Source organism: Pseudomonas migulae (genome assembly GCF_043225285.1).
Lineage (GTDB): Bacteria > Pseudomonadota > Gammaproteobacteria > Pseudomonadales > Pseudomonadaceae > Aquipseudomonas > Aquipseudomonas migulae_C.
In genome coordinates, this window is the sequence record NZ_CP171224.1 from 4,639,456 (window position 1) to 4,661,388 (window position 21,933).

The 21,933-nt window shown below is 60.1% G+C and carries 23 protein-coding genes and 1 tRNA gene; 16 read left to right on the forward strand and 8 right to left on the reverse strand.

What is annotated here, in order from left to right:
* Window positions 1-4: 4 nt before the first annotated feature.
* Window positions 5-703 carry a response regulator gene (locus tag ACF6ZU_RS21280; protein ID WP_392886706.1) on the forward strand — a complete coding sequence of 233 codons (699 nt, stop codon included), beginning with the start codon at window positions 5-7 and terminating at the stop codon, window positions 701-703.
* Between the two features lie 146 nt (window positions 704-849).
* Here ACF6ZU_RS21280 and ACF6ZU_RS21285 read toward each other — a convergent pair whose 3' ends face one another.
* A complete protein-coding gene (locus ACF6ZU_RS21285) occupies window positions 850-1,890 on the reverse strand; it encodes a patatin-like phospholipase family protein (RefSeq protein ID WP_392886708.1) in 1,041 nt (346 codons plus the stop codon).
* A gap of 222 nt (window positions 1,891-2,112) precedes the next feature.
* On the opposite strand from ACF6ZU_RS21285, the gene ACF6ZU_RS21290 reads away from it, so the two are divergent.
* The 3 genes from ACF6ZU_RS21290 to ACF6ZU_RS21300 all read left to right on the forward strand — a co-directional run bounded on the left by ACF6ZU_RS21290 (window position 2,113) and on the right by ACF6ZU_RS21300 (window position 4,269).
* Entirely contained in the window at window positions 2,113-2,391 is a 279-nt protein-coding gene (locus ACF6ZU_RS21290; RefSeq protein WP_392886710.1) for a hypothetical protein, read from the forward strand.
* Window positions 2,392-2,473: 82 nt separating this feature from the next.
* The gene (locus ACF6ZU_RS21295; protein WP_392886711.1) at window positions 2,474-3,232 is read left to right on the forward strand and encodes a CHAD domain-containing protein; all 759 of its coding nucleotides are present in this window, start codon (window positions 2,474-2,476) and stop codon (window positions 3,230-3,232) included.
* A gap of 239 nt (window positions 3,233-3,471) precedes the next feature.
* The gene (locus ACF6ZU_RS21300; RefSeq protein ID WP_392886713.1) at window positions 3,472-4,269 is read left to right on the forward strand and encodes an acyl-CoA thioesterase; all 798 of its coding nucleotides are present in this window, start codon (window positions 3,472-3,474) and stop codon (window positions 4,267-4,269) included.
* Here the strand turns inward: ACF6ZU_RS21300 and ACF6ZU_RS21305 are convergent, their stop codons facing one another.
* On the reverse strand, window positions 4,270-4,635 hold the full coding sequence (locus ACF6ZU_RS21305) for a terminase (RefSeq protein WP_392886715.1): 366 nt from the start codon (window positions 4,633-4,635) through the stop codon (window positions 4,270-4,272).
* Between the two features lie 230 nt (window positions 4,636-4,865).
* Window positions 4,866-6,179: a methyl-accepting chemotaxis protein gene (locus ACF6ZU_RS21310; protein WP_392886717.1), complete on the reverse strand. Its 1,314-nt coding sequence runs from the start codon at window positions 6,177-6,179 to the stop codon at window positions 4,866-4,868.
* Window positions 6,180-6,354: 175 nt separating this feature from the next.
* Between ACF6ZU_RS21310 and ACF6ZU_RS21315 the strand changes: the two genes are divergently transcribed.
* The 8 genes from ACF6ZU_RS21315 to ACF6ZU_RS21350 all read left to right on the forward strand — a co-directional run bounded on the left by ACF6ZU_RS21315 (window position 6,355) and on the right by ACF6ZU_RS21350 (window position 12,967).
* Window positions 6,355-6,885, forward strand: coding sequence for a hypothetical protein (locus tag ACF6ZU_RS21315; protein WP_392886719.1), 531 nt, complete (start codon window positions 6,355-6,357; stop codon window positions 6,883-6,885).
* A 69-nt stretch (window positions 6,886-6,954) separates the two neighbouring features.
* On the forward strand, window positions 6,955-7,146 hold the full coding sequence (locus ACF6ZU_RS21320; protein WP_028622263.1) for a PLDc N-terminal domain-containing protein: 192 nt from the start codon (window positions 6,955-6,957) through the stop codon (window positions 7,144-7,146).
* Window positions 7,147-7,406: 260 nt separating this feature from the next.
* Entirely contained in the window at window positions 7,407-8,282 is an 876-nt protein-coding gene (gene speE / locus ACF6ZU_RS21325) for a polyamine aminopropyltransferase (protein WP_392886721.1), read from the forward strand.
* Between the two features lie 209 nt (window positions 8,283-8,491).
* Window positions 8,492-8,725, forward strand: coding sequence for a hypothetical protein (locus tag ACF6ZU_RS21330; RefSeq protein WP_392886723.1), 234 nt, complete (start codon window positions 8,492-8,494; stop codon window positions 8,723-8,725).
* A 218-nt stretch (window positions 8,726-8,943) separates the two neighbouring features.
* Window positions 8,944-9,285 (forward strand): ribonuclease E inhibitor RraB, encoded by a 342-nt coding sequence (locus tag ACF6ZU_RS21335; protein WP_392886724.1) that lies wholly within the window; start codon window positions 8,944-8,946, stop codon window positions 9,283-9,285.
* Between the two features lie 503 nt (window positions 9,286-9,788).
* Window positions 9,789-11,198, forward strand: a complete 1,410-nt coding sequence (locus tag ACF6ZU_RS21340; RefSeq protein WP_392886726.1) for a circularly permuted type 2 ATP-grasp protein — start codon at window positions 9,789-9,791, stop codon at window positions 11,196-11,198.
* Between the two features lie 12 nt (window positions 11,199-11,210).
* A complete protein-coding gene (locus tag ACF6ZU_RS21345; protein ID WP_392886728.1) occupies window positions 11,211-12,161 on the forward strand; it encodes an alpha-E domain-containing protein in 951 nt (316 codons plus the stop codon).
* Complete coding sequence (locus tag ACF6ZU_RS21350) at window positions 12,158-12,967, forward strand: transglutaminase N-terminal domain-containing protein (RefSeq protein ID WP_392886730.1); 810 nt, start codon at window positions 12,158-12,160, stop codon at window positions 12,965-12,967. Before ACF6ZU_RS21345 ends, ACF6ZU_RS21350 begins: the two co-directional genes overlap by 4 nt.
* Window positions 12,968-13,087: 120 nt before the next feature.
* On the opposite strand, the gene ACF6ZU_RS21355 is transcribed toward ACF6ZU_RS21350, so the two are convergent.
* Together ACF6ZU_RS21355 and ACF6ZU_RS21360 are read right to left on the reverse strand one after the other, a co-directional pair.
* Window positions 13,088-13,909 (reverse strand): c-type cytochrome, encoded by an 822-nt coding sequence (locus ACF6ZU_RS21355; protein ID WP_392886732.1) that lies wholly within the window; start codon window positions 13,907-13,909, stop codon window positions 13,088-13,090.
* 97 nt (window positions 13,910-14,006) lie between these two features.
* Window positions 14,007-14,210 (reverse strand): hypothetical protein, encoded by a 204-nt coding sequence (locus ACF6ZU_RS21360; RefSeq protein ID WP_139272994.1) that lies wholly within the window; start codon window positions 14,208-14,210, stop codon window positions 14,007-14,009.
* A 280-nt stretch (window positions 14,211-14,490) separates the two neighbouring features.
* On the opposite strand from ACF6ZU_RS21360, the gene ACF6ZU_RS21365 reads away from it, so the two are divergent.
* From ACF6ZU_RS21365 to ACF6ZU_RS21375, 3 genes are all read left to right on the forward strand, one after another.
* Window positions 14,491-15,696: an acetyl-CoA C-acetyltransferase gene (locus ACF6ZU_RS21365; RefSeq protein ID WP_392886734.1), complete on the forward strand. Its 1,206-nt coding sequence runs from the start codon at window positions 14,491-14,493 to the stop codon at window positions 15,694-15,696.
* Between the two features lie 26 nt (window positions 15,697-15,722).
* Complete coding sequence (locus ACF6ZU_RS21370) at window positions 15,723-17,867, forward strand: 3-hydroxyacyl-CoA dehydrogenase NAD-binding domain-containing protein (protein ID WP_392886736.1); 2,145 nt, start codon at window positions 15,723-15,725, stop codon at window positions 17,865-17,867.
* Between the two features lie 94 nt (window positions 17,868-17,961).
* The gene (locus ACF6ZU_RS21375) at window positions 17,962-18,684 is read left to right on the forward strand and encodes an amidotransferase (protein WP_392886738.1); all 723 of its coding nucleotides are present in this window, start codon (window positions 17,962-17,964) and stop codon (window positions 18,682-18,684) included.
* A gap of 42 nt (window positions 18,685-18,726) precedes the next feature.
* Here ACF6ZU_RS21375 and ACF6ZU_RS21380 read toward each other — a convergent pair whose 3' ends face one another.
* The 3 genes from ACF6ZU_RS21380 to ACF6ZU_RS21390 all read right to left on the reverse strand — a co-directional run bounded on the left by ACF6ZU_RS21380 (window position 18,727) and on the right by ACF6ZU_RS21390 (window position 21,474).
* The gene (locus ACF6ZU_RS21380) at window positions 18,727-19,698 is read right to left on the reverse strand and encodes a magnesium and cobalt transport protein CorA (protein WP_392886740.1); all 972 of its coding nucleotides are present in this window, start codon (window positions 19,696-19,698) and stop codon (window positions 18,727-18,729) included.
* 148 nt (window positions 19,699-19,846) lie between these two features.
* Entirely contained in the window at window positions 19,847-20,569 is a 723-nt protein-coding gene (locus ACF6ZU_RS21385; protein WP_392886742.1) for a 1-acylglycerol-3-phosphate O-acyltransferase, read from the reverse strand.
* Window positions 20,570-20,784: 215 nt separating this feature from the next.
* Complete coding sequence (locus ACF6ZU_RS21390) at window positions 20,785-21,474, reverse strand: crotonase/enoyl-CoA hydratase family protein (RefSeq protein WP_392886744.1); 690 nt, start codon at window positions 21,472-21,474, stop codon at window positions 20,785-20,787.
* 307 nt (window positions 21,475-21,781) lie between these two features.
* Here ACF6ZU_RS21390 and ACF6ZU_RS21395 point away from each other — a divergent pair.
* Window positions 21,782-21,871 (forward strand) — tRNA-Ser (locus ACF6ZU_RS21395).
* Window positions 21,872-21,933: the final 62 nt, after the last annotated feature.

Genomic DNA, 21,933 nt, shown 5'->3' on the forward strand with positions numbered 1-21,933 from the left:
ACTCATGAGCCAGACCGCGACCATTTTGGTCATCGACGACGAACCGCAGATCCGCAAATTCCTGCGCATCAGCCTCGCTTCCCAGGGCTACAAAGTGCTGGAGGCCGGCACCGGTACCGAAGGGCTGGCGCAGGCCGCGTTGAACAAACCCGATTTGCTGGTACTCGACCTCGGCTTGCCGGACATGGATGGCCAGCAAGTGCTGCGCGAGTTTCGTGAATGGTCGACCGTGCCGGTGCTGGTACTGTCGGTGCGCGCGGGGGAAGGGCAGAAGGTCGAAGCGCTGGATGGCGGCGCGAATGACTACGTGACCAAGCCGTTCGGCATCCAGGAGTTCCTGGCCCGGGTACGTGCCTTGTTGCGTCAGGCGCCGGTGGGCGAAGCGCAGCAAGCGGCGTTGCAGTTCGGTCCGCTGACCGTGGACCTGGCCTATCGACGGGTGCTGCTCGACGGCGTCGAAGTGGCATTGACCCGCAAGGAATACGCGGTGCTGGCGCAACTGGCGCGGCATCCTGGACGGGTGATTACCCAGCAGCAATTGCTCAAGGACATCTGGGGGCCGACCCATACCGAAGACAGTCACTATCTGCGGATTGTGGTTGGGCATTTGCGGCAGAAACTGATGGATGACCCGACCCGGCCACGGTTCATCGTGACCGAGGCGGGGGTTGGGTATCGGTTGTTGAGCGAGGGTGGCTTGTAGGTTTTTGTGTTGGATGATCCGGCCTCATCGCGAGCAGGCTCGCTCCCACATTTGATTTTTAGTGGCCACAAAATCTGTGGTTCACCTCAATCCACTGTGGGAGCGAGCCTGCTCGCGATGAGGCCCTCACATCCACCCAAGAACCCTCAGGAATCCCGCTCGTTCTCATACCGATCCAGCGTGTCCCGCGCAATCTCCCGCCCCAGCGCGATCAACTCCGGCGCCTTGTAAAACTCGAAAAACCGGCACACCCGCTTCGGCACGTTGATCAGGATATCCGGCGGATACCCGGCGATCTTGTACTGCGCCAGCGACGTCTGCATCACCTCGAAACTCTGGTTGATCAAGTCCAGCAACGACGCCGGCCCCACGTTGTCGATGATGAACGAACCGGTGGCCGACTTCGGCGCGCCGTCACGTTCGGGGGCGGCGGCCGGCTGCTGCGCTTCAGGTTCGGCGGATTCGATCCACGGGTTGATCTCGGCCGCGTCTGCGCTCAGCGCTTCCTGTTCCAGCAGCAGCAATTTTTCCGCTTGCGTGCGGCGGAAGGGCAACTTCGAGCCTACCGAATTGATCAGGCTGTCGAAGCGGGTCTTGAATTTCGCCGGGCGCTGGATCACCGGCAATTGGTAATGGCGCTGGTTGGTCGAGTTGAGATTGACCGCGATGATCAGATCACAATGGCTCGACACCACCGGCACGATTGGCAACGGGTTGAGAATCCCGCCGTCCACCAGCATGCGATTGCCCTGCATCACCGGGGTAAACAGGCTGGGAATCGCCGCCGAGGCACGCATGGCCTGGTGCAGGCAACCTTCCTGGAACCAGATTTCCTGCTGGTTGGTCAGGTCGGTAGCCACGGCCGTGTAGGGGATGCGCAGGTCTTCGATATTGATCTCGCCGACAATCTTGCGGATCTGCCCGAAGACCTTTTCCCCGCGAATCGCGCCGAGACGAAAACTCACGTCCACCAGGCGCAGCACGTCGAGGTAATCCAGGCTCTCGATCCAGTTGCGGTAATCATCCAGTTTGCCGGCGGCGTAAATCCCCCCGACCACGGCCCCCATTGAACATCCGGCGATGCAGGCGATGTCGTAGCCACGCCGCTCGATCTCTTCAATGACACCAATGTGGGCATAGCCCCGGGCCCCACCCGAACCCAGTACCAGTGCGACACGCTTTTTCATGAATCGCCCTCGTCTGACAAGGTTCAACAATGCACCCATCGGGGGGCGCGCTTCAATCGCCAAGGTCGCTCGACGGGAGGATCGCGTCGTTTTTTCGACACTCCATGGCGGCAGATGGTTATTCTCGCGGGCGCTATAGTTTCCGCTGCGGGGCCAAGGCACTTTTCACGCGCCATACCGTCTTACCTGCACGACTGTTTACCTAATGTTGAGGTGTAAGTGATGAAAGCCTGGATCTGTGTGCCTTTGATTGCCCTGGCACTCGCCGGTTGTGCCGGCAAAACCGCTTACCGCGAGAGCTGCGGCAGCCAGATCGATGCCGCGTGGCATGAACTGGACCTGGCCAAGGCCGAGGGGTTCGCCGGGACGGTCAGCTACTCCAAGGCCCTGTCGTTGCTGACCGGCGCCAAGACCCAGCAGCAATTCGAAGCCTATGAAGGCTGCACCAAAAAAGCTGAAAAAGCGCGTTTCTACATTCGTGAATCCCGCGCCGGCCGCTAACCTGTAGGAACCGGTTTGCTGGCGATGACGGCATAACAGCCACCCTCGCCAGCGAACGAAACGCCGAAACGGAGTCAAGCCCATGGTTAATCGGTTGGTGGCCCATGTCCTGGGCCTGGAAGTCCGCTTGTTGGCCTGTCAGGCCCGTTTGAATGCCCGCACCGACCCTGAAGCATTGCACGACCTGCGCACCACGGTTCGCCGTTTGCGCAGTCTGCTGCGGCCATTGCGCGGCTTGCCCGGCGTCGAGCAACTGGAAGTCGGGGCATCCCGGGTGGGTGAACTGACCACGCCGTTGCGCGATCGCGAAGTGCTGGCGGCGTACTTGCTCGAGCACGGTCAACCCGAGGCGGCGCAACGGCGCATGGCGCAAATGGCCGAGGCTTACCCGGCGGTTGCCGCGAGCACTGAGCTGGCGCAGTTGCTGATGATTTTCGACGCCTTCCCGCGTTTCCTGCGCGCTGCCCAACGTCAGGGGCTGCTCAAGGGGTTGAGCAAACGCATCGAAAAACGCCTGGGCAAACAATGGAAAAAACTCGATGAGGCGCTGCACGATCCTGCCCATGATCGCCATCGTCTGCGGCTGCTGATCAAGCGCGTGCGCTATGGCATCGAAGCCTATCCCGAGCTGGATCGCTTGCCGAAACCGGCCCTCTCCCGGTTGAAATCGGCCCAAGGCGCGTTGGGCGATTGGCACGATTGCTGGCAATGGCTGGCCCGGGCCGAGCAAGAGGCCGATCTGCAACCGTGCGTGGCCGTGTGGAAAACCACCATGGCCGAAGCCGAAGCCCGGGCCGACCGAGTCCTCGAAAAGCTCAGCGTGTCCTGCTTCAAACCCTGAATCTGTGAGCAACACAAATCCCCTGTAGGAGCGAGCCTGCTCGCGATGGACGCAAGGACAACGCATCCATTCAGGCAGCCCGCGTTATCGTTGACGTCCATCGCGAGCAGGCTCGCTCCCACAGTGGTTCGGGGGAAGTTAACGGCCTATCTGTCAGCCTCTTTGGCCAGAATAAGCGCTGTGCCATCCGCGCGGGCTGGTTAACATCCCGTCATCGTTTTCCTGTCCTTGAGGTTGCCATGCGCTTTTCCGATCTTCTCGATGCCGTCCGCAATCAGCCACTGGAGCTGTCTATTCCGGCCGAATGGGCGCAAGGGCGGGCCAGCTTCGGCGGTCTGGTCGCGGCGCTGCAGTACGAAGCCATGCGCGCCAAAGTGCCGGCTGATCGCCCCGTGCGTTCGCTGGCGATCACCTTTGTCGGGCCGGTCGAGCCCGAGGTGCCGGTCAGTTTCGAAGTCGATGTCCTGCGCGAAGGCAAGGCCGTCAGCCAGGTGCTGGGCCGGGCGATGCAGAAGGGACAAGTGGTGACGTTGATCCAGGGCAGCTTCGGCGCCTCGCGACCGTCCGAAGTGGCCGTGCCCGCCATGCCCGCGCCTGAAATGAAACACTGGGATGAGTGCCAGGAGCTGCCCTACGTCAAGGGCGTGACCCCGGAGTTCATGCGTCATCTGGCAATGCGCTGGACCGTCGGCGGCTTGCCGTTCAGTGGCAACAAGTCCCGTGAGATGGGCGGCTGGGTGCGTTTGCGTGGGGACGTGAAGGAAGAGGCGGTCAGCGAGTCGCATATTCTTGCGCTGGTCGACGCCTGGCCGCCGTCGCTGATGCCGCATCTGACCAAAGTCGCGATGGGCAGCACGCTGACCTGGACCATCGAATTCGTCCAGCCAGTGCTCGAACTCAGCACGCTGGACTGGTGCAAATACCTCGTAGAAATCGAATACGCCGCTGACGGCTATGGCCATGCCGCCGCGAAATTATGGAACGCTGAAGGTCAGTTGATTGCCATGAGCCGGCAGACGGTGACGGTCTTCGCCTGATCAGTGACGGCGGTGGCGTTCACGCCAGGCGCGCCACCAGCCGCCGCTGAGGAAGAACCGCGGAAAGGTCAGGAACTGCTCGACCAGCAGGCGTGAGACCGCGTCTTTGCGATCACTGAACGGCTCGGAGGCTTGCGCCTCCAGGCTGTGACCATGGCGTTGCAGACCCAGGGCCGCGAGCAGGCCGATCACGCCAATCGCCAGGTTCGCGAAGCTCAGGCTGAACACCCCGCACACCAGCAGCAGAAACGCCACGATGAACAGCGGCACGGCAATCAGGTGCAGTACCAGGTTGGCCGGGTGCTGGTGATTGTCCGGGTACGCGCGCCATTGCCAGGCGGGAAGGTTGGGGTGACGTTTGCCCATGATGCTGATCCTCGATCCGTGTTGAACACATGATTGAAGAATAGGCGTCGCGTGAGCGGGCGGCGAATCGAGGATGGCTATCGAAGTGATAGGTGTCATTTTCGGAATTGATGTAGTTCACACAGACGCCATCGCGAGCGGGCTCGCTCCCACATTGGATCTTTAGTGGACACAAGATTTGTGGCTCACCTCAACCCCCTGTGGGAGCGAGCCTGCTCGCGATGAGGGCCTCAAAGTTTCAACTGCCCAATGGCCTTGCTCAGCTCCCCGGCCAACGCCGCCAGCTCATTACTGGTCGTCGCCGAATCCACCGTCTGCTGCACCGTGTTTTCCGTCACATCGCGGATGCTCACCACCGCCCGGTTCATTTCTTCCGCCACCTGGCTCTGTTGCTCGGCCGCCACCGCGATCTGCGTATTGCTTTCACGCATCTGCGCCACGGCACCGGTGATCTCCACCAACGCGACCCCGGCCTCTTGTGCCTGCTGCACGCAATCGTCGGCCTTGAACGAGCTTTCCTGCATGAAGTCCACCGCGTCCCGGGTGCCGGCCTGCAACGCCGAGACCATCAGGGTGATCTCGTCGGTCGAGGCCTGCACGCGTTTGGCCAGGTTGCGCACTTCATCGGCGACCACCGCAAAACCACGGCCCATTTCCCCGGCGCGAGCCGCTTCAATCGCCGCGTTCAATGCCAACAGATTGGTCTGTTCGGCGATGCTGTGGATCACGTTGACCACGCCGTTGATCTTCTGGCTGTCCTCGGCCAGGCGCTGAATCATCTCGGCGGTTTGCTGAACGCCGGTGGACAGCCCGGCAATCGACTTCTGCACACGGATCACCACTTCCTGGCCGCTGCCGGCCAGGGTGTCGGCGGATTGCGAAAGGTCGCGGGTAGCGCCGGCGTGCTGGGCGATGTGATAAACGGTGGCGGTCATTTCGTTGATCGCGGTGGCGGCCTGATCGGTTTCACTTTGCTGGCCGAGCATGCCGTGGCGCACCTCGTTCATGCTCGACGCCAGCCGCGCCGCGCCGATATCCAGCTGCCGGGCAGTGTTGGCGACGGTGTTTACCACGCGTTGATAACCGGCCTGCATGGCGTTGAACGCGCCGGCCATCTGCCCGACTTCGTCAGCGCAGGACAGCGGCACACGGGCCGACAGGTCGCCGGTTTTCTCGACGTGCAGCATCACGTCTTTCAAGGTGTTGAGCTGGCTGAGCAGGAAGCGGATCAACAATTGCGACGCGCCAAGCATCGCCAGCATCAGGATGAACACGGCGACCGCGTAGTTGGCAAACCGCTCCTCGAACACCTGGCTCAGGCTCGGGCCCGGTGCTATCAGCTCAACTTTTGGCAATGGTTGTCCGGGAGGCCAGGCGCTGAGCAATTGCGCCTGCGCTTGAGCGGACGCTTGTGACACATGACTGCGGGCTTGCTGTTCGAGGTGTACGGCGTACAGCACCAACAGCAAGGTCGTGACAAAGGCGACGGCGTTCACCGCCCAGAATTTGTATTTCAGCGAGATGTTGCTAAGCCAGGCACCCATGGAGGTTTTCTCTGATAGCGGAAACAGTATTGGCAAGGTGCCAGCATTGTGCCGCTACCCTCGGCGACGGATCTTGATATGCGTCAACATTCCCGAGCGTGCTCCCGCAGGAATTGCGGGGCGTAATGCGCTATCCTTCGCGCCTTCAAAATTCCCTCGCTACAGGATCCGCCCCATGAAAGCCGCACTCGTCGAACTCATCAGCAAAATCAGCTCCGGGTGCATGGGCGAAGACGAAATCCTCAAGGTCGCTGACGAAGCGGCCCAGGCCTACGCCGATCCCGAAGCTTTTCTGAGCGCCAATCCGGACATCAACTACGACGACACCTTCCCGATTCCGTTGGGCGAGTGGGTCGTTGTCGGCAGCCTGCCGGAAACCGTGCTGTTCCAGGCGGACACCTACGTGGACCTGTTCGCACAGATCGTCGCTTCGTTTGGTCCGGGGGTGGATTTCAATATCAAACCCAAGCAACTGGCGAAGACCGAGGCGCTGACCGCGCTCAATCGCATCCAGGTGCAGATGGGCAGCATGAACAAGGAAAACGGCGGTTACACGCTGATGAACTTCAGCCAGTTGCTCGACGACGAGCTGCAAGTGGTGCTGGTCTTCGGCAACGACGTGCCGCGTGTGCTGGAGCTTTGCGCCGAAGTCGGCATCGCCGCCGCGCCTTCGCTGGAAGCCCTGAAAGTCGCGATCCACGTTTGATGGAATAAAACGGAACCCTGGTGAGAGCCGTCTATCCTAAGACTGCACACCACTCTTAGGAGCGACACCATGGGTTCCACGTTCAACGGCCTGATCGGCCTGATCATTCTTGCCCTGGACATCTGGGCAATCATCAACGTGCTGAAAAGTGGCGCCAGCACCGGGATGAAAATTGTCTGGGTCCTGCTGATCCTGCTGCTGCCGGTCCTGGGGCTGATCATCTGGGCCATCGCCGGGCCGCGGGGCAACGTGCGGATCTGACCCCATTCCCGACAACCACACGATATCTGTAGGAGCTGGCTTGCCAGCGATCAAATCGCCGCGGTGTATTTGACGAACCGCGTCGTCTGCATCGCTGGCAAGCCAGCTCCTACCAGTTTTGTGTTGGCCATCAACTGAGGTTCGACCTGTCATCTTCCGCGACGTAGAATGCGCGCCTTTCCCGGGCAATCGAGCTGATCGATTGGCCATCATGGGCGGGTAACCGTCCGTTGCCACCCGCATTCATCGGAGCACTTCCCATGAGCAACACCCCAACCAGCGAGTACCTGGAAACCCTCTACGAAGGCTACGGCCAGCGTTTTCGCATGGAAAAACTGCTGCACGAAGTGCGCACCGAGCACCAGCACCTGGTGATTTTCGAAAACCCGCGCATGGGCCGTGTGATGGCGCTGGACGGCGTGATCCAGACCACCGAAGCCGACGAATTCATCTACCACGAAATGCTCACCCACGTGCCGATCCTGGCGCACGGCAGCGCCAAGCGCGTGCTGATCATCGGCGGCGGCGACGGCGGCATGCTGCGTGAAGTGGCCAAGCATGGCAGCGTCGAGCACATCACCATGGTCGAGATCGACGGCACCGTGGTCGACATGTGCAAGGAATTCCTGCCGAACCACTCCAAGGGTGCGTACGAGGATCCACGCCTGAACCTGGTAATCGACGACGGCATGCGCTTCGTCGCCACCACCACTGAAAAGTTCGACGTGATCATTTCCGACTCCACCGACCCGATCGGCCCGGGCGAAGTGCTGTTTTCGGAAAACTTCTACCAGGCCTGCCATCGCTGCCTGAACGAAGGCGGCATCCTGGTGACGCAGAACGGCACGCCATTCATGCAGATCGAAGAAGTCAAAACCACCGCCGGGCGCCTGCGCAGCCTGTTCCCGGACTGGCACTTCTATCAGGCGGCCGTGCCGACCTACATCGGCGGCTCGATGACCTTTGCCTGGGGCGCCACCAATACCGCCTATCGCAAACTGTCCCGCGAAACCCTGCAACAGCGTTTCGCCGGTAGCGGCATCATCACCCGCTACTACAATCCTGAAATCCATATCGGCGCCTTCGCCCTGCCGCAATACGTGCTGCAGGCCGTGAACAAGCCAAGCAACGACTAACCGTTCCCTTGTAGGAGCGAGCTTGCTCGCGATGAACTCAAGAACTCCGCGCGCTTTCAGACAGCCCGCGTTATCGTTTACGTCCATCGCGAGCAAGCTCGCTCCTACAGGGAAATACGTCAGCGAGCGGTAATCCATTTGAACGATCAGTCAGGGCAAAAGTCCAGATAGGTGTAAGCCCATTTGCGGGTTTGTTCGAGGAGGCACTGATGCAAAAGTGGAAAATCACTTTCGTGGATGATCACGGCGAAACAGTCGATGAAGTCTTTGAGTGCGACGAGTGCCCGGACAACGAGCACGCCGCCAAACTGCTCAAGGAACGGCTTCTACCGGTCGCGTCCGAACTGGACCTGAACGATCTGGAAGGGCGGACTGCTGACGCCACCGTCAAAAATCTCAAAACCCAGAACAGCATACAAATCCTCGGCATCACCCCCGTCTGATACACCTCTGGCACCTTCGTGAAACAACCAGGCCTTGGCAGCGCCTCTGACTTGAGGCTACTCTGCAAGCGAGATCAGCGAATGGATCGCTAAGGTCTGGTCTTGTCAGCTACATGCTTGTTTCCCATTGGCAACCTGGTTGCCGTATTGCTTGCACCATTCGGTTGCAAGTGATGGGAGTACGGAAAGTCTATCCATCGGTTTTAGGAGGACGTTTCATGAGCACAGCCTATCAAGAAGACATCAGCAGCTCGGTGCTGCGCCGCATGAAAGAAGGCGGTTTCGACTTTTCAAGATTCCATCCCATCGAGTTCTACGCCATTTTCCCGGACGAGGAGCGGGCACGCAGAGCGGCAGGGCATTACTGCGGTGAATCCATGAATGCACAAATCAGCGTGCGCGACGACGGCGCCTGGGCGCTGGAACTCAGTAAAGTGATGTACGCCACCTACGACGGCATCGGCGACTTTGAGCAGGATTTCGAGGCCGTGGTCGAGCCTTTGGGCGGCATCATCGAAGGGTGGGGCGTCAAGCAGGAGGTACGAGGGCGACTCGCATAACACTATGAACAGCGACAACATCCACTAACGGCTGACCTTCGGGTTGGCCGTTTTAGTATCTGGCTTTCCATGCCTCCTGTAGGAGCGAGCCTGCTCGCGATGGTCGTCAACGATAACGCGTGCTGTCTGGATGAACCGGTTTTCCCAACGTTTTTCGCGAGCAGGCTCGCTCCTACAGGGAGCGTTAGCGTAAGACCACAAATCCCGAAACAAAAAAAAGCCGCCTGAGCAAGGCGGCTAAAAGGGAAGTTCGGTGAGCATTTCCAGCGAATGTGCGGATTATCCGCAGCGACGGCCGGGCAGTGAAATCAACTGTGACTATGCTGGTGATAGGCGAAAGCATTGCTTCGCAATGAAGCGGGGGCAATCAGGTTGGGGCATTTGCCGCACAGGAATGGTGCGGTGCTGGCGCATCGAATATCCAACCGATTGATATCAAAGCGTTTATGCCGATGGCACGGGCCTTGCGAAGGCCTGTCAGTCCGGGTGACAAGGAGTACGGCATGATCCGCACCTATTATGATGAGATGTACGATGCCGGCGGCCAGGTCCGTCCGCATTATCGGGAGTTTGCCCGTTGGCTGGCCGAAACGCCTGACGAGCTTCTGGCCCAACGGCGACGCGAGGCCGATCTGCTGTTTCATCGGGCCGGGATTACCTTCACGCTCTACGGGGACGAGCAGGGGACAGAGCGCCTGATTCCCTTCGACACCATTCCGCGCAGCATCCCCGCCAGCGAATGGCGGATTGTCGAGCGCGGCTGCATCCAGCGGGTCAAGGCGTTGAACATGTTCCTCGCCGACCTTTACCACGAGCAGCGCATCATCAAGGCCGGCATCATTCCGGCTGAACAGGTGCTGGCCAACGAGCAGTATCAGTTGGCGATGCAAGGGCTGGATCTGCACCGGGATATCTATTCGCACATCTCCGGCGTCGATCTGGTGCGCGATGGCGACGGCACGTACTACGTGCTCGAAGACAACCTGCGTACACCCAGCGGCGTGAGCTACATGCTCGAAGACCGCAAGATGATGATGCGGCTGTTCCCCGAGCTGTTCTCGGCCCAGCGCATCGCGCCCATCGACCATTATCCGAACCTGTTGCTCGACACCCTGAAAAGCTCCAGCCCGATCGATAACCCGAGCGTGGTGGTGCTGACGCCAGGGCGCTTCAACAGCGCGTTTTTCGAGCATGCATTCCTCGCTCGGGAAATGGGCGTGGAGCTGGTGGAAGGCGCGGACCTGTTCGTGCGTGACGACAAGGTGTTCATGCGCACCACGGACGGGCCGAAAGCCGTCGACGTGATCTACCGCCGCCTCGACGATGCGTTCCTCGATCCGCTGGCATTCAACCCGGACTCGATGCTCGGCGTTCCGGGCCTGCTGTCGTCCTATCGCTCGGGCAACGTGGTGCTGGCGAATGCCATCGGCACCGGGGTGGCGGACGACAAGTCGGTGTACCCGTTTGTCACCGACATGATCCGCTTCTACCTCGACGAAGAACCGATCCTGAAGAACGTTCCGACGTTCCAGTGTCGCAATCCTTCTGAACTTTCCCACGTACTGGCCCATCTTCCGGATCTGGTGGTCAAGGAAACCCAAGGCTCCGGCGGTTACGGAATGCTCGTGGGGCCGGCGGCGACCGCAGCGGAAATCGAGTCTTTCCGCGCGCGGATCAAAGCCAAGCCCCACGCGTACATCGCGCAACCGACGTTGTCCCTGTCGACCTGTCCGACCTTTGTCGAAAACGGCATCGCGCCACGCCACATCGACCTGCGTCCGTTTGTATTGTCTGGCCGCGAAACCCGGGTCGTGCCCGGCGGTTTGACCCGTGTCGCCCTGCGTGAAGGCTCCCTGGTGGTGAATTCCTCCCAGGGCGGCGGAACCAAGGACACCTGGGTGGTCGAGGATTGAAGGAAGCCTGCCATGTTAAGTAGAACTGCCTCGGATTTGTATTGGATGTCGCGTTACCTGGAGCGGGCGGAAAACCTCGCCCGGATGCTCGACATCAGTTACTCGCTGTCACTGATGCCGCAGGATGGTCGCGGCGACGGTCTGCACGAACTTGCCATGCCGCTGCTGATTACCGGCACCCTGGATGATTACCTGGAGCGCCACGGCGAACTGCACGCCGAACGGCTGCTGCACTTTTTCGCCCTGGACGCGGCCAACCCGGCCAGCATCTACAGCTGCCTCGGTGCGGCACGGGCCAGCGCCCATGCGGTGCGAGGGCGCATCACTGCGGACATGTGGGAAAACATCAACGCCACCTGGCTGGAAATTCGCGGGATCGCCGATCAGGGTTTGAGTCGCTACGGCATGAGCCGTTTTTGCGAGTGGATCAAGGAACGTTCCCACCTGTTTCGTGGCGCGTCCTACGGCACGATCATGCGTAACGACGCGTTTCGCTTCATTCGGCTGGGCACCTTCATCGAACGGGCCGACAACACCTTGCGCCTGCTCGACGCCCGTTACGAAATGGCCGGCGATCAGGCTGAAGCCGTCAGCGACGGTACGGCTCACGCCTATTACCAGTGGAGTGCGTTGCTGCGGGCGTTGTCGTCGTTCGAGGCCTACACCGAAATCTACCGCGACGCACCCGGCGCCCGGCATGTGGCCGAATTGCTCCTGCTGCGCGCCGACGTCCCGCGTTCCTTGCGCGCCTGCACCGAAGAAATCGACCAGATCCTCGCCCAGTTGCCCGGCGCCAACGGCCGTCCTGCGCAACGCCTGGCGGCGGAAATGGACGCGCGCCTGCGCTACACCGGCATCAACGAAATTCTCGACGAAGGCCTGCACGCCTGGCTGACCGAGTTCATCCCGCTGGTGCGCCAGTTGGGTAACGCCATACACAGTTCCTACCTGGAGGCTGCATGAGACTTTCCATTAGCCACGAGACCACCTATCACTATGAGGATCAGGTGCGGGCGAGCATCCAGTACCTGCGACTGACCCCACACGACAGCGAGCGCCAGCACGTGCTGAGCTGGCAACTCGATCTGCCGCGCCCGGTGCGCGCGCAACTCGATCCGTTCGGCAACATCCTGCACGTGCTGACCATGGACGAACCGCACGAGGCGATCATCATCGGCGCCCGTGGCCAGGTCGACATCGACGAACTGCGTGAAGCCGAGCACGAGAGCCAATCGGCGCTGCCGTTCCTGCGTTTCACCCGCCTGACCGAAGCCGACGAAGCCTTGCGCGCGTTCGCCGAGAAGGAATGCAAGCAACGCCGGGATCGCACGGCGCTGATCGACTTGATGCACGGCCTGAACTCGCACATGACCTACACGCCGGGGTCCACCGAAGTGGACACCAGCGCGGCGCAGGCGTTTGCCGGGCGTGCCGGGGTGTGCCAGGACCACACCCACGCGTTCCTCGCCTGTGCCCGCAGCCTGGGCATTCCGTCGCGTTACGTGTCGGGGTATCTGTACAGCGAGGACTGCGAGCATCTGGCCAGTCACGCCTGGGCGGAAGCCTGGCTGGATGACGCGTGGTACAGCTTTGACGTGACCAATGAACTGGCGCGGCCGGAGCGTCATCTGAAGCTGGCGGTGGGCCTGGATTACCTGGATGCCTGCCCGGTGCGCGGAATGCGCCGGGGCGGCGGGTGTGAGCAGATGCATGCGAAGGTGTTTGTATCGCCAACGCCCATGCCGGTGATTTCCGTCCAGCAACAATAGGTCTGTTCGCCGCAAAAACCTGTGGGAGCGAGCCTGCTCGCGATAGCGGTCTGTCTGTCACATTGATGTTGAATGTGCCACCGTCATCGCGAGCAGGCTCGCTCCCACATGGGAATAGTGTCAGGGCGTGGTCTTGCGCCCGGCCATGTGCTTCAAATACCCCACCAACCTCTCCAGGTCCCCATCCGGCAACACCTGCGCCGAAAACCCCGGCATCTTCGCCTGCGGCCATTGCCGCAAACTCTGTGGATCACGGATGTAGCGCTTCAAAAAGTCCGCGCCGAAATATTCGGTCGGATTAAACGGAATATTCAGATCCGGCCCGAACTGCGCATCCCCGGCACCATTGAGCCGATGGCACGCCAGGCAATTCTTCTGGAACAGCGCAAACCCCAGGTTCACCGGATCGTCCGCCTTCAACGCCGGATCCGGCAGCAGGGCAGGGAAGCGCTCGTCCACCGGTGCCAGGCGTTTGATCGCGGCGACCTGAAATGGCCATTGCTCCGGGCTGATGTTGCCCGCCTGCGGATCTGTCCAGACCAGATAAAACGGCCCCGCACTCGGCTTGCCCGCCGACAGTGCCGGCCATGGTTTGGAAGGGTCTTCGATCGCCAGCCAGGCCCGCGCGCCCTTGGTGTTGAGCAACGGCGCAGCCGCCAGCTCGGCGGCGAAACCATCCAGCGCCACGGCTTGCAAGTGATCGTCTGGCTTGATGCCGGTCAACAGGGCTGCCAGCGGCACGGCGCGATAGCTCATGTCCTGTTTGTAGGAAACGTCGTTGTTGATCGTGATGGTCTGAACCTGAGGGTGCTTGAGCAGTTCCTCGGTCTGCCAGGTGCGACTGTTCGCGCCCAGCTCCAGATTCAGCTGTGCGGCATAGAGGGGCGAGCCGAACAGCAAGGCCCCAAGCAGAATGAGCGTTTTCAAAAGATCGCCGTCCATGTCGTGGAAGTGCCGCAAAGGTTGGCACACCCACGCTGGCCCGGGTAGCGAGCCAGTCACATTTTTGATGAGGCGATAGTAAGCAGTGACGCTTAAGTCAGCCGATCACCTTCGTCAGGTTCGGCAAAATCAACAACAGCGTGGTGGCGAAAAGAATGAGCCCGGCTTGACGTACTTTCGAATGTTTGAACATGGCTTGACCGCCTTTTTTGTTATTTCCTGATGCCTGCCTGCATATCTCCATGACGGCAGCGCGTTGCACTTCCTGTAGAGCGAGCGCCTCGGCAAAACCCGACGACAACTTCGCCTATGTTCACCTTAGGGCCCGCGTCACGCGTGGTTTAGATCCCTTTCGTATGGAGTGCGCTCAAAAAGCTTTAAAAAAGGCATGAGGCCTATTGCCAGCTTCTTTGCCGCCCTTTTGCTAGACAGCTCGGTGTCCTGAAACGGTTAATCCGGTCGCGTACTACCGTCCGTCTGAGCGTGTCCGTCAACGCGGGTGAGCATTGCGGTCATTGAATCGGCGGTGGCTCGGCATAAGGTGAAGGCACTGTTTTTTCACCGTCAGGTTCGAGGACGTCATGACCCAAGCGTTGATTTTCGATGCGTTACGTACGCCACGTGGCAAAGGCAAGGCCGATGGCGCCTTGCACAGCGTCAAGCCGGTCAACCTGGTCGCCGGGTTGCTTCGGGCACTGCAAGAGCGAACCTTGCTGGACACCAGCCAGGTCGATGACGTGGTGCTCGGTTGCGTGACCCCGGTTGGCGATCAAGGTGCCGACATCGCCAAGACTGCGACGCAAGTGGCCGATTGGGACGTCAGCGTGGCGGGGGTGCAAATCAACCGGTTCTGCGCGTCGGGCCTGGAAGCGGTCAACCTCGGGGCGATGAAAGTGCGTTCCGGCTTCGAAGAGCTGGTGGTAGTCGGTGGCGTCGAGTCGATGTCCCGAGTGCCGATGGGCAGCGACGGCGGCGCGTGGGCGCTGGACCCGGAAACCAATCTGCACAGCCATTTCACCCCGCAAGGCGTGGGCGCCGACCTGATCGCCACCCTCGAAGGGTTCAGTCGTCACGATGTCGATGCTTACGCGTTGCATTCCCAGCAGAAAGCCGCGCGAGCCCGGGCGGACGGTTCGTTCAGCAAATCGCTGGTGCCGGTGCGGGACCAGAACGGCATCCTCCTGCTCGATCACGATGAATTCATCCGCGCCGACTCCACGCTCGAAGGCCTGGGCAAGCTCAAGCCGAGTTTCGAAATGATGGGGCAAATGGGCTTCGACGCGACCGCGTTGCGGGTCTACAGCCATGTCGAGCGCATCAACCACGTGCACACACCCGGCAACAGCTCCGGAATCGTCGATGGCGCCGCGTTGATGCTGATCGGCTCCGAAGCCAAGGGCCGCGCGCTGGGCTTGCAGCCTCGGGCGCGGATTGTCGCCACGGCCGTCACCAGCACCGACCCGACGATCATGCTCACCGGCCCGGCGCCGGCCACCCGCAAAGCCCTGGCCAAGGCCGGGCTGCGGGTCGAAGACATCGACTTGTTCGAAGTTAACGAGGCGTTTGCCTCGGTCGTCCTGAAATTCATCAAGGACATGGCCATCGACCCGGACAAGGTCAACGTCAACGGCGGCTCCATCGCCATGGGCCACCCGCTCGGCGCAACCGGCTGCGCGATCCTCGGCACGCTGCTCGATGAACTGGAAACCCGGCGCCTGCGCTATGGCCTGGCGACCCTGTGCGTCGGCGGCGGCATGGGCATTGCCACCATCATCGAACGCCTCTGAGCCCTGACTTCCAAGGAGTTCTCTTCATGACTGAAGCCATTCGCTACAAAAAAGGCCAGGACCAGATCGTCCTCCTGACCATCGACATGCCGGGCCAGAGCGCCAACACAATGAACGCGGTTTACCGTGAGGCCATGGCCGCTTGCGTGGCCCGGCTGGTGACCGAGAAAGACAGCATCGCCGGCGTCATCATCACCTCGGCCAAGAAGACGTTTTTTGCCGGCGGCGACCTCAATGAACTGATCAAGGTCGGCAAACCTGAAGCCAAAGCGTTCTACGACATGGTGCTGACGCTGAAGGCCCAGTTGCGCACGCTGGAAACTCTTGGCAAACCGGTGGTCGCCGCCATTAACGGGGCGGCATTGGGCGGTGGCTGGGAGATTTGCCTGGCGTGCCATCATCGTGTGGCGCTGGACAATCCATCGGTGCAGCTCGGTTTGCCGGAAGTGACGCTTGGCCTGCTGCCGGGCGGCGGCGGTGTGGTGCGCATGGTACGCATGCTGGGGCTGGAAAAAGCCCTGCCTTACTTGCTCGAAGGCAAGAAGGTCCGTCCGCAACAGGCATTGCAGGCGGGTTTGATCAATGAACTGGCTGCCAACACTGACGAACTGCTGGCCAAGGCCCGGGCCTGGATCATGTCGAATCCGGTGGCGGTGCAGCGCTGGGATGTGAAGGGCTATCAGATTCCCGGCGGCACACCGTCGCATCCAAAAGTCGCGCAGATGCTGGCCATCGCGCCGTCGATCCTGCGTACGAAAACCCAAGGTTGCATGCCCGCGCCGGAGAAAATCCTGTGCGCGGCGGTGGAAGGCGCTCAGGTGGATTTCGACACGGCGCACCTGATTGAAACCCGATATTTCACCGAATTGACCACCGGCCAGATCTCGAAAAACCTGATCGGCACCTTCTGGTTCCAGCTCAACGAGATCAATGCGGGCGGCTCCCGGCCTCAAGGGTTTGCGCCTTATGTGACGCGTCGTGTGGGGGTTCTGGGCGCCGGCATGATGGGCGCCGGCATTGCGTTTGTCAGCGCCTCGGCCGGTATCGAGGTGGTGCTAAAAGACATCAACCTCGCAGCAGCGGAGAAGGGCAAGGCGCATTCGGCGACGTTGCTGGACAAGAAAGTCACGCGCGGCCAGTTGAGCGTCGAGCAACGGGATACGGTGCTGGCGCGGATCAAGACCACCGAACATGACGCCGACCTGGCCGGTTGCGACCTGATCATCGAAGCGGTGTTCGAAGACCGAGAGCTGAAAGCCAAGGTCTCGTCAGCCGCCCAGCAAGTCGTGGGCCCGGACGCGGTGATCGCTTCCAACACCTCGACCTTGCCGATCAGCGGGCTCGCGACTGCCGTGCAGGATCAGGGCAAATTCATCGGCCTGCATTTCTTCAGTCCCGTGGAAAAAATGCCCCTGGTGGAAATCATCAAGGGCGCCCGCACCAGCGACGAAACCCTGGCCCGTGGTTTCGATTTCGTACTGCAAATCAAGAAAACCCCGATTGTGGTTAACGACAGTCGCGGTTTCTTCACCTCGCGGGTGTTCGGCACCTTCACCAACGAAGGCATCGCCATGCTGGGCGAAGGCGTGAGTGCGCCGATGATCGAGACCGAGGCACGCAAGGCCGGCATGCCGATCGGGCCTCTGGCGATCTCCGACGAAGTTTCACTCAGCCTCATGAGCCATATCCGCCAACAAACCGCCAAAGACCTGCAAGCGGAAGGGAAACCGCTGATTGAGCACCCGGCGTTCGCCGTGATTGACTTGCTGCTCAATGAATTCAAGCGTCCGGGCAAAGCCGCGGGAGGTGGTTTCTACGAGTACCCGGCCGGCGGCCAGAAACATCTGTGGCCGGAACTGAAAAACCGTTTCGAGAAAGCCGACGGGCAGATTTCGCCGAAAGATGTGCGTGATCGCCTGCTGTTCGTGCAAGCCCTCGAAACCGTGCGTTGCGTGGAGGAGGGCGTGCTGACCTCGACGGCGGACGCCAACGTCGGCTCGATCTTCGGCATCGGTTTTGCGGCCTGGACCGGCGGCGCGCTGCAGTTCATCAACCAGTACGGTGTGAAGGATTTCGTCGCTCGCGCCCAGTACCTGGCCGAACAGTACGGCGAGCGGTTCGCGCCACCGGCATTGCTCTTGGAAAAAGCAGCCAAGGGGGAGACGTTTTAAGGGACCGGTGACGCACTCCGGGCTTGCCTTGTCACGGTGTTTCGAGGCAGGCTCTGGGGTGTGCATTATTCCCATCACGTGTCAGGTATTTTTTATGTCGTTACGCATCTGCATTCTGGAAACCGACATCCTGCGTCCGGAACTGGTCGATCAATATCAGGGTTACGGGCAGATGTTCCAGCGTCTGTTTTCGCAGCAACCCATCGCCGCCGAGTTCACCGTCTACAACGTGATGCAGGGCGAATACCCAAGCGATGACGAGACCTTCGACGCCTACCTCGTCACGGGCAGCAAGGCCGATTCCTTCGGCACCGACCCGTGGATCGAAACCCTCAAGGCTTACCTGCTGACCCGCTACGAACGTGGCGACAAATTGTTGGGCGTGTGCTTCGGCCATCAGTTGCTGGCGTTGCTGCTGGGCGGCAAAAGCGAGCGCGCGACCCAGGGCTGGGGCGTCGGCACCCACAACTACAAACTGGCGGCCAAGGCGCCGTGGATGAGCCCGGTGCGCGAAGAGCTGACGTTGTTGATCAGCCATCAGGACCAGGTGACCTCGCTACCGGAAAACGCGACGGTCATCGCTTCCAGCGATTTCTGCCCGTTTGCCGCGTACCACATCAACGACCAGGTGCTGTGCTTCCAGGGCCATCCGGAATTCATCCACGACTATTCGCGAGCATTGCTGGATATTCGTCAGGAAGCGCTCGGCGAGCAGATCTACTCGAAAGGCATGGCGAGCCTTGAGCATGAGCATCACGGCACGACCGTTGCGGAGTGGATGATGCGGTTTGTGGCGCACAAGCCTCAGGCGGTGTGAAACCAACAGGCCTCGCTCCTGCAGGAGCGGGGCCTGCTTCGGCTACAACCAACCCGACTTCTTGAAACTCGCCCACAAACTCACGCAACCCACCGCAATAAACCCCAGCACCGCGAAATACCCGTAGTGCCAGGTCAGCTCGGGCATGTTCTGGAAATTCATCCCGTAGATCCCGGCCACTGCCGTCGGGAACGCCAGAATCGCCGCCCACGCCGCAAACTTGCGTTGCACCACACTCTGGCGTGACGCCTCCAGCAACACCCCGACTTCGATGGTCTGGCTGGCGATGTCCGCCAGGGTCGTCAGGTCTTCCATCTGCCGTGTCACATGGATTTGCACATCGCGGAAGTACGGGCGCATGTTCTTGTCGATGAACGGAAAGCTCAGCTTCTGCAACTCCTCGCCAATCTCCACCATCGGCGCCGCATACCGGCGCAAACGCAGAACGTCGCGGCGCAGGCCATGCAGCTTCTGGATGTCATGCTCGTTCAGCGCGCTGCACAACACGTTGCGTTCCAGCTCATCGATCTCGGCATGAATCGCTTCGCCCACGGGCTGGTAGTTTTCGATGACAAAGTCGAGGAGGGCATAGAGTACGAAATCTTCCCCATGCTCGAGCAAAAGCGGACGCGCCTCACAACGCTGTCGGACGTAAGCGTAGGACGCCGAATGACCGTTGCGGGCGGTAATGATGTAACCATTACCGGCAAAGATATGGGTCTCGATGAACTCCAGCTTGCCTTCATGACGGATCGGCGAATACGTGACGATGAACAACGCGTCGCCGAAGGTTTCCAGTTTCGGTCGACTGTGTTTTTCCAGAGCGTCTTCGATGGCCAGTTCGTGCAGGTTGAACTGGCGTTGCAGGTTGGCCAGTTCCTGGGCGTTCGGCTCTTCGAGGCCGATCCAGACAAAGTGACCAGGCTTGGCAGCCCAGGCAGCGCCTTCGTCGAGGGTGATATTGGTGACTTTCTTACCAGCGCTGTAAACGGCAGCAGCAACAACTCTACCCATGATTCAGGTTCACTTCTTATTAGCAGGTGGCATTGGCCAGGCAGTGTTCAGCTTAGCCTTGTCTGCTGCTTGAGAGTCAGTGAAATCTGCAGAGTTCGCAGGCAAAAACCTTCAGGCAAAAGAAAACCCGCACAGGGCGGGTTTCGTTTCACGCGGCTTGCAGTTGCCGATCCATCGAAGCGATGCACTCGCGCATCTGCTCGCGGCATTGGGCGATCAACATGGGCATGTCATCCAGGCTCAAACCTGCTGTAGGAATCGCCGGCAGCGAGCGGATCAGAATGTTCCCACTGCGCCAACGGTTCAATCGCATGTGTTTGACGTAACTGCTGACACACACCGGGACAATCGGCACACCGGCCGCGATGGCCATCTGGAACGCACCTTTCTTGAAGGGCAGCAGTTCTTCACCGAGGTTGCGCGTACCTTCCGGGAACACCCAGATCGAGGTGTCTTCATGCTGCAAGGTGTGCGTCGTGGTCAGCATCGACTGACGTGCCTTGTGCGCGTTACCGCGGTCGATCAGCACGTTGCCGGCCAACCAGAACAACTGGCCGAACAAAGGCACCCACTTCAGGCTCTTCTTGCCGATGCATACGGTCCGACGGGGCACCACGTTACCGAACACGAACAGGTCGTAGTTGGACTGATGGTTGGCGATGATCACGCAGCTTTCAGGCTTGTCCATCAACGGACCGACTTCTGCTTTCACCCGCAATCGCAAAATACACATCGCCGGCCATGCATATAAACGCGCGCACAACCGGCTGTTGTCCGGGTTGAAGGGGCGGCATAGACCCAGAATTACTCCCAGCACGCCGGCCAGAATAAAGTGCAGGCCCATCAATAACATACGAAACACAAACAGCATTTAGCGGGCCCACCGGGACAAAAGGTGGCGCAGTGTACGGATGTGCACTGTTTTCGGCAATTGCCGCTATAGAGGTAGGAGATAGACGATGTTTGAGCGCATGTTTCCGACTTATTGGTCAGAGCTGTCCTAGAGCGGTTGCAGACTTTTCCATAGGGTGTGTAAGAAAAAGCCCGACACGACGGTCGGGCTTTTCGGTAAAGCGTTGGTTTGCGTTAACCCATATGCTCCTGATCCAGGATGATTGCGTTGTCCAGGGTTTCCAGCAGCGCCTTGCGCACTTTCAGTTTGGTGTTCTTGTGCGCCGTCATGTTGATCTTCTTCAACTGGCGCGCCGCTGCGAGTGCTGCGCCTTGCAGCTCCTCGGCGGACACCACCACGTCGAGGAAGCCTGCATCCACTGCGCTCTGAGGATTGAACATCTCGCCATTGATCACCGAGCGGTGGAAGGCCGATTTACGCAGGCGATCACGGGCAATTTCGATGCCGGCGTGGTGCATGGTCATGCCGATCTGCACTTCGTTCAGACCGATGCTGAACGGACCATCGACGCCAATCCGGTAATCCGCCGACAGCAGCAGGAAAGCCCCCTTGGCCACCGCATGCCCCGGGCACGCGACGATCACCGGGAACGGGTGCGACAGCAGACGACGGGCCAGGGTCGAACCGGCGGTCACCAGCGCCACGGCTTCTTTAGGGCCCGAAGTCATCACCTTCAGGTCATAACCACCCGACAGAATCCCGGGCGTACCGGTAATGATCACCACTGCACGATCAGTCACCGCCTGATCCAGCGCAGCATTAAACGCAGTGATCACGTCCGGGGAAATGGCATTGACCTTGCCATTGCTCAAGGTCAGGGTCGCGATACCGTCTTCGAGGTGGTAGGAAATCAACTCACTCATGACGCTATTCCTTGTATGAAAGTTGAAGCAGACGTTACTCACCGCCGTAGGCCAGGTAAAGCGCTGTGACTGACCCGCCAGTCACCCTTTTCCCCGCCGGGCAAGCCCGCCCACCCGATCTGCTGCGCGTTGGCGTCTATAAAGAAGAGGGCGCGCGGCCGGAGATTGGCAGGTTTGCCATGCCCAGAAACCCGCGGATCGTCTAAATCGCTAACCGCATGAAAATTCTGCAAAAAAAGTTTGCCATCGGAAATGCTTTCGACTACATTAGCGCGCCTCGACAGACAGAACATGTTTGAAGAGATACGGTGAAGTGTCCGAGTGGCTTAAGGAGCACGCCTGGAAAGTGTGTATACAAGAAATTGTATCGAGAGTTCGAATCTCTCCTTCACCGCCAAATTCGATGTAACCAGAACCCCTGATTTCGAAAGAAGTCAGGGGTTTTGTGGTTTCTGGGTG

Excerpts from the sequence above, each read along its gene's own strand:
- ACF6ZU_RS21280 (WP_392886706.1), top strand. The coding sequence starts at position 5 with ATGAGCCAGACCGCGACCATTTTGGTCATCGACGACGAACCGCAGATC.
- ACF6ZU_RS21285 (WP_392886708.1), bottom strand. The coding sequence starts at position 1,890 with ATGAAAAAGCGTGTCGCACTGGTACTGGGTTCGGGTGGGGCCCGGGGC.
- ACF6ZU_RS21290 (WP_392886710.1), top strand. The coding sequence starts at position 2,113 with ATGAAAGCCTGGATCTGTGTGCCTTTGATTGCCCTGGCACTCGCCGGT.
- ACF6ZU_RS21295 (WP_392886711.1), top strand. The coding sequence starts at position 2,474 with ATGGTTAATCGGTTGGTGGCCCATGTCCTGGGCCTGGAAGTCCGCTTG.
- ACF6ZU_RS21300 (WP_392886713.1), top strand. The coding sequence starts at position 3,472 with ATGCGCTTTTCCGATCTTCTCGATGCCGTCCGCAATCAGCCACTGGAG.
- ACF6ZU_RS21305 (WP_392886715.1), bottom strand. The coding sequence starts at position 4,635 with ATGGGCAAACGTCACCCCAACCTTCCCGCCTGGCAATGGCGCGCGTAC.
- ACF6ZU_RS21310 (WP_392886717.1), bottom strand. The coding sequence starts at position 6,179 with ATGGGTGCCTGGCTTAGCAACATCTCGCTGAAATACAAATTCTGGGCG.
- ACF6ZU_RS21315 (WP_392886719.1), top strand. The coding sequence starts at position 6,355 with ATGAAAGCCGCACTCGTCGAACTCATCAGCAAAATCAGCTCCGGGTGC.
- ACF6ZU_RS21320 (WP_028622263.1), top strand. The coding sequence starts at position 6,955 with ATGGGTTCCACGTTCAACGGCCTGATCGGCCTGATCATTCTTGCCCTG.
- speE (WP_392886721.1), top strand. The coding sequence starts at position 7,407 with ATGAGCAACACCCCAACCAGCGAGTACCTGGAAACCCTCTACGAAGGC.
- ACF6ZU_RS21330 (WP_392886723.1), top strand. The coding sequence starts at position 8,492 with ATGCAAAAGTGGAAAATCACTTTCGTGGATGATCACGGCGAAACAGTC.
- ACF6ZU_RS21335 (WP_392886724.1), top strand. The coding sequence starts at position 8,944 with ATGAGCACAGCCTATCAAGAAGACATCAGCAGCTCGGTGCTGCGCCGC.
- ACF6ZU_RS21340 (WP_392886726.1), top strand. The coding sequence starts at position 9,789 with ATGATCCGCACCTATTATGATGAGATGTACGATGCCGGCGGCCAGGTC.
- ACF6ZU_RS21345 (WP_392886728.1), top strand. The coding sequence starts at position 11,211 with ATGTTAAGTAGAACTGCCTCGGATTTGTATTGGATGTCGCGTTACCTG.
- ACF6ZU_RS21350 (WP_392886730.1), top strand. The coding sequence starts at position 12,158 with ATGAGACTTTCCATTAGCCACGAGACCACCTATCACTATGAGGATCAG.
- ACF6ZU_RS21355 (WP_392886732.1), bottom strand. The coding sequence starts at position 13,909 with ATGGACGGCGATCTTTTGAAAACGCTCATTCTGCTTGGGGCCTTGCTG.
- ACF6ZU_RS21365 (WP_392886734.1), top strand. The coding sequence starts at position 14,491 with ATGACCCAAGCGTTGATTTTCGATGCGTTACGTACGCCACGTGGCAAA.
- ACF6ZU_RS21370 (WP_392886736.1), top strand. The coding sequence starts at position 15,723 with ATGACTGAAGCCATTCGCTACAAAAAAGGCCAGGACCAGATCGTCCTC.
- ACF6ZU_RS21375 (WP_392886738.1), top strand. The coding sequence starts at position 17,962 with ATGTCGTTACGCATCTGCATTCTGGAAACCGACATCCTGCGTCCGGAA.
- ACF6ZU_RS21380 (WP_392886740.1), bottom strand. The coding sequence starts at position 19,698 with ATGGGTAGAGTTGTTGCTGCTGCCGTTTACAGCGCTGGTAAGAAAGTC.
- ACF6ZU_RS21385 (WP_392886742.1), bottom strand. The coding sequence starts at position 20,569 with ATGCTGTTTGTGTTTCGTATGTTATTGATGGGCCTGCACTTTATTCTG.
- ACF6ZU_RS21390 (WP_392886744.1), bottom strand. The coding sequence starts at position 21,474 with ATGAGTGAGTTGATTTCCTACCACCTCGAAGACGGTATCGCGACCCTG.